This window comes from Flavobacteriales bacterium (assembly GCA_013214975.1).
Lineage (GTDB): Bacteria > Bacteroidota > Bacteroidia > DT-38 > DT-38 > DT-38.
The window spans coordinates 1-5,690 of record JABSPR010000406.1 but is presented as its reverse complement, the minus strand read 5'-3'; the positions used below and the strand labels follow the sequence as shown (position 1 = coordinate 5,690).

Here is a 5,690-nt window from a genome sequence, read left to right as displayed (position 1 = left end):
CGGGTAGTCGACCGCAAACCGCGCACGAGAAATCGAGATCACTCGATCCTCCAACGGCGGACGCATTACCTCTAAAACACTTCTTTTAAATTCCGGTAGTTCATCCAAGAAAAGCACTCCATTATGGGCCAACGAAATTTCTCCCGGTTGTGGATTCTGTCCTCCCCCTACTAAAGCAACATCACTAATTGTATGATGAGGAGAACGAATAGGTCTACTACAAATCAATCCAGAGTTAGAGCCCAATTTATTAGCGACCGAGTGAATCTTGGTTGTCTCTAAGGCTTCCGTTAAACTCAAAGGAGGTAAAATGCCTGGAATCCGTTTGGCCAACATTGTCTTACCTGCTCCAGGTGGTCCTATCATTATTATATTATGCCCACCCGCTGCAGCAATCTCCATTGCACGCTTTACATTCTCTTGCCCTTTTACATCCGAGAAATCGAAATCACTATTACTATTCTTTGCGTTGAACTCGCTCTTAGTATCTACTATTGTAGGAGTTATTTCTGACTCTTTATTAAAGAAGTCCGCTACTTGTTGAATATTCTCAACACCCAATACATTTAATCCTTCTACAATTCCTGCTTCTTTAGCATTCGTTAAGGGTAATATTATTCCTTTAAAATTTTCTTTTTTAGCTTGAAGCGCAATAGGCAAAGCCCCTTTTAACGGCTGCAAACTCCCATCCAGTGAGAGCTCTCCCATAATAACGTAGTCACTAACAGCATCACATTTTATCTGATCGGAAGCGGCTAGAATCCCTACAGCAATTGTGAGATCGTAAAACGAACCTTCTTTTCGAATATCAGCGGGTGCCATATTTACAACAATTCGTCGACCTGGAATCCGATATCCATTATTGGTAAGCGCTGCTTGAATTCGTTGTTGACTTTCTTTAACTGCGTTGTCTGGTAATCCTACCATGAAAAATTTAGCACCTTTACTTATATCAACTTCCACGGTTATCGTGGTGGCCTCAATACCAAAAGTGGCACTGCCGTACGTTTTAACTAACATTGAGAGGAGAGAATAAAATTGTTATGTTTATATGAGATGAAAAATAGAATAAAACGAATCTACTAAGGTTTATTTAAATGACAATGACCAGCCAGTAAAATAACTAACTTCACTAAAGCCAAACAGATATCTATATAGCGTTTGATGAAAATATTTCATTCTCTTCTTTTTCTTATCACTTGCAGTCTTGTAACATTTGGGCAAAATACATCCTATATTCATGGCGGAGCTAAAGACGAGATCGCTTATTCTTTTTGCGTAAACGCTTCTGGAGAATACACAATTGCAGGATCGACAAGAAGTTCTGGCGAGGGTGCAGATGATTTTCTCATTATAAACCTCAGCTCTAATGGTGGACTTAATTGGGAGAAATTTATGGCGGACTCCATTTGGATGTAGCGCGAGATATTATTTCTACAGACGATGGAGGATATGCTGTTGTTGGAAGTAAATGGGATGGCGGATATGGCAGGCAAGACTTCTATCTATTAAAATTGGATGGTTTGGGAAATCAAATTTGGGATTCGTATATCGGAGGGTACAACATGGATGACGGTATATCCTTAAAACAAACATCTGATGGAGGTTATATCATGTCGGGATACACAAGGTCTTATGAATTCCCTGGAGACTATTTCTTAGTTAAAACGGACAATGTCGGCACAGAAGAATGGAGCACCTTTTTTGGCACTAATGGGAAAGACATCGCATTTGATGTAATAGAAACTTCAGAGGGAGACTACCTAGTTACCGGTCTCCAAAATGGGTTTTTTGAATATTCCACATTTGATTTTAAAGAAGCAGACTCTGACATCGGGGTTTATAAAGTGAGTGCTATGGGTGATATTATTTGGGATGCCACCTACGGAGGAGACCAAAACGAACTGGTTGGCCAAACAATAGAATCTCCTAACGGAGGCTATTACATTATAGGTTCTACTCAAAGTCTGGGATCAGGTAGTTTTGACATTTATTTACTGAAAATTGACATATCAGGTAACGTAGAGTGGGAAACCACCTATGGTGATATCCTTTTCGATTATGGCACGTCAATCGACATATCAGATGATAATTTTCTATATATAACTGGAACAACTAACACAGATTCCGAAACGAATAAAACAGATATGATTACCATTAAGGCGGAGCTGGATGGAACAGAAATTTGGACTGCAATTTCGGGAGGTAATGGATCTGAATATGGTAAAAAAATTAAGGCTATAGAATCTGGCTGCGCTGTATTAGGAAACACAAATAGTTATGGTTCTGGATTAATGGATATTTATTTCATCGTGTATTCAGATCAAGGAGAGCCTCAACTATTGAATGTGAATAATTTCGTATTGAACGATTTCGATGTGAATATTTATCCAAATCCAGTATCCGAAGACTTGACAATTTCGGTTTCGGAAAAATATTTATGCGACAACTTCATTTATGAATTATCTACAATGAATGGAGAATTAGTTTACACAAACAAAAGCGGATCAAACAACATTAAACTAACCGTTTCTACCCTTTCACCAGGAATGTATCTCTATAAGATAAAATCAGATTGTGACATAACTGAAGTATCCGGAAAGTTTATTGTTCATTAAATAAAGAATCGAGGTCATGAAAGCCCCAACTCATTTCATTTAGATTTTTAGCATATTCGAAAATCAGTACTTTATCCTTAGAGGCATTGGCCAATTCCAATGAATCTGTAATAGACGAATTATTAATTCCACTTGCGAAAAAATTAATTGAGTCTGAAGAAACAGAATGAAATTCCTTTTCATTTACACCCGAATCGCCCATAATACAATGCACTGTAACTCCTTTATTCTTAACATCTAACAATAATGGATAGATTGTATTATGAAATTTAGCATCAGCACTACTACAGTTAGCATTCCAATTCCTATAATCGGCATTATAGTAACTTGATGGTTGCCCCACAGGTAGTTCTGAGAATAAACTGCCGTGCATAATCAAAAACAGAAATGAACTAGAAGATATTGTGTCACATACATTTCTAATCATATTAAATTGATTGTTCAACTCCTCGCATTTTGACGGATTCAATTGAGAGTTTAAGCAAATAGTTACCACCCCATTTGCAGAATACACGTTATAACTTTCTCTTGCCGTAATTTCTCTATAGTAAGCCATATTACTATTTCTTACATCATGATTACCTAATGCATATTGAGTGGTGAGTAAAGACAAATCAAATATACTGTCGATGTACTCAACAGTCGTTCTTTTCAACATAGACTCGCTACATATATCCCCTCCTAACCAAATCCTATCGTAGATGGAATAATCTAAACCCTCTATACGCTCATCTACTTTTATTCCATTTGACCCTGACAGGTAAGTATGTCCCATGAAAATATAGCGGAACGTATCATTAAGGCTTTTACTTGCCGTGTTTTTTTCAATTACTGTTCCCGAAGTGCATACAAGAAATACGTACGCTAATGTAAATAGAGTTCTTGCTTTCTGAAAAATTATTGCAATCATAACAGGAAAGTTATAAAAATCATTCAAAATAAAATTTGATTACGAATTTATTTCAAGTCGCAAAAAATGCATAAATCAAAATAACTAACTTTAAACAAAACCAGACATCCTTCTCCACGTATAACTTGTCTTAAAAACAACAAGCTGTGCTGATTAAACTATTTAAATTTTCTCTTTCATCTAATACAAAAAGGGCATTTTATGAGAAATTACTCATCCAATTTTTATGGCTTACCTCTCTTTTTTCTTTACTCTATGTTGGCGTTAGTTTTTTTATAGATTACAAGCCGGGTGTAATTGCAATGATTATAAACTTTGTAATTTTTGCTACAACTCTATTTTTATTTCTTAAAAGAATAATTAGCTATAAACTAACAGCAAATTTATATATAGCCAATGCTTGCTTCGTTGCGATAACAACTTGCACCTATTTCTCCGGAGGAATTTCCTCACCGGTTAGCCCATGGTTAATCCTTGTCCCAATATTCTCATTACTTCTTTTAGGAGTTGTGCCTACAACATTTTATTGGCTTGGAGTTGCAATGGTACTAATCTTAACCTTTGGAACTTTGGCACTCTCTGGATATCAATTTCCAACTGAGTATAATCTGGAATTTGAGAATTCATTTACTCTTTTGTGCTATGTTGGTTTAGCAATGATATTATTTATAGTAACACTCATATTTGAAACGACGAAGAACCGAGCTTTCAGTGCTGTAGAAGTAAAGAACCAAGAAATCATGGAGAGCATTCAATATGCTAAGGGAATTCAAGATTCGATTCTACCTCCAGACAGTTTCATAAAAGAGCACTTACCAGAATCGTTTATTTTATACAAGCCTAAAGAAATTGTTGCTGGTGACTTTTATTGGGTAGACTTAAAATACATTGAATCTCAAGATAAAAACTCCCCATTCCAGAGAGAAAAAATTGTCTACTTCGCAGCGGCTGATTGCACTGGTCATGGTGTTCCAGGGGCATTGGTAAGTATGATATGTAACAATGCCTTGAAGCGGGCAAATGCCGAAAAGACCGCACTGGAGCCTTCAGAAGTTTTAAACAGGGTATTAAAAATAGTGATCGAACAGTTTTCCAAAACAAATCAACATATGCAAGATGGAATGGATGTGGCTCTATGCTCATTTAATACTACAACCAAAGAATTACAATTTTCTGGTGCAATTAATTCTCTTTTAATTGCTCGAAAAGATAGTTCCGAATTCGAAGTAATACCCGGAGATCGACAACCTATTGGGAAGTCTGTGGAAATAAAACTATTTACAAACCACACCATCCAGTTAAATAAAGGAGACAGTATTTACATGTCGTCCGATAGATTTAAAGATCAATTCGGTGGAGAAGATGGAAATACAATGAAAAAAACCGAATTCCGAAAAACACTTTTCTCTGTACGAAACGAGAGAATGGAAAAGCAGAAACAACTTCTTGAAGATGCCCACAACAAGTGGAAAGGTAACTTAGAGCAAGTGGATGACATCTGCGTTCTTGGTATGCGAGTAATTTAAATTTACTTTATTTGCTAACAAAGAGGAATAATGCTTTTCGACACATTTGAGTTTTCTATTTTCCTTCCTATAGTTTTTATTCTTTACTGGATAATTCCAAATAAAAACATAAGCTTACAAAATTGCTTTCTAATAGTTACCAGTTACATTTTTTACGGATGGTGGAATTGGCAGCTAGTGCCATTAATCGCAATAAGCACCCTTATCGACTATGCCGTTGGTTTACTATTATTGTCAAATAGCAATGCAATCGAGAGACGGATTCTTGTCTCAATAAGTGTGTTTTCCAATTTAGGGCTTTTAGCTTTTTTCAAATACCACAATTTCTTTATAGACAGTTTTGTCGATTCCTTTTCATTATTCGGATCTAACCTTGAGATGAATTCATTGGAAATAATTCTCCCAGTAGGGATCTCATTTTACACCTTCCAAACAATGAGTTATACCTTAGACGTTTTCAAAAAGAAACTTAACCCAACGAAAAACTTATCTTCCTTTGCCGCCTTCGTGTGTTTCTTCCCACAGTTGGTAGCAGGTCCGATCGAGAGAGCTACCCATTTTCTACCTCAGTTTCAAAACAAAAGAATTTTCAATTATGACTCTGCAGCGGATGGGTTACGTCAAATTTTATGGGGG

At 36.4% G+C, this 5,690-nt stretch carries 6 protein-coding genes; 4 read left to right on the top strand and 2 right to left on the bottom strand.

Going from position 1 to position 5,690, the window contains the following annotated elements; translation table 11 throughout:
* A partial coding sequence (locus HRT72_12725; GenBank protein ID NQY68570.1) for a YifB family Mg chelatase-like AAA ATPase occupies positions 1-1,020 on the bottom strand: 1,020 nt, incomplete at its 3' end.
* A 144-nt stretch (positions 1,021-1,164) separates the two neighbouring features.
* On the opposite strand from HRT72_12725, the gene HRT72_12720 reads away from it, so the two are divergent.
* Both HRT72_12720 and HRT72_12715 read left to right on the top strand, forming a co-directional pair.
* Entirely contained in the window at positions 1,165-1,419 is a 255-nt protein-coding gene (locus HRT72_12720) for a hypothetical protein (GenBank protein ID NQY68569.1), read from the top strand.
* On the top strand, positions 1,383-2,618 hold the full coding sequence (locus HRT72_12715) for a T9SS type A sorting domain-containing protein (protein NQY68568.1): 1,236 nt from the start codon (positions 1,383-1,385) through the stop codon (positions 2,616-2,618). Before HRT72_12720 ends, HRT72_12715 begins: the two co-directional genes overlap by 37 nt.
* Here the strand turns inward: HRT72_12715 and HRT72_12710 are convergent.
* Positions 2,605-3,528 (bottom strand): hypothetical protein, encoded by a 924-nt coding sequence (locus HRT72_12710; GenBank protein NQY68567.1) that lies wholly within the window; start codon positions 3,526-3,528, stop codon positions 2,605-2,607. The two genes, HRT72_12715 and HRT72_12710, sit on opposite strands and share 14 nt — an antisense overlap.
* A 146-nt stretch (positions 3,529-3,674) precedes the next feature.
* On the opposite strand from HRT72_12710, the gene HRT72_12705 reads away from it, so the two are divergent.
* Positions 3,675-5,054 carry a SpoIIE family protein phosphatase gene (locus tag HRT72_12705; protein ID NQY68566.1) on the top strand — a complete coding sequence of 460 codons (1,380 nt, stop codon included), beginning with the start codon at positions 3,675-3,677 and terminating at the stop codon, positions 5,052-5,054.
* A 30-nt stretch (positions 5,055-5,084) separates the two neighbouring features.
* Positions 5,085-5,690 (top strand): MBOAT family protein (locus HRT72_12700; protein ID NQY68565.1); only part of this gene is annotated, 606 nt, incomplete at its 3' end.

Bases quoted from the DNA above. Each gene is read 5' to 3' on its own strand.
- HRT72_12720 (NQY68569.1), top strand. From the start codon at position 1,165: ATGAAAATATTTCATTCTCTTCTTTTTCTTATCACTTGCAGTCTTGTA.
- HRT72_12710 (NQY68567.1), bottom strand. From the start codon at position 3,528: ATGATTGCAATAATTTTTCAGAAAGCAAGAACTCTATTTACATTAGCG.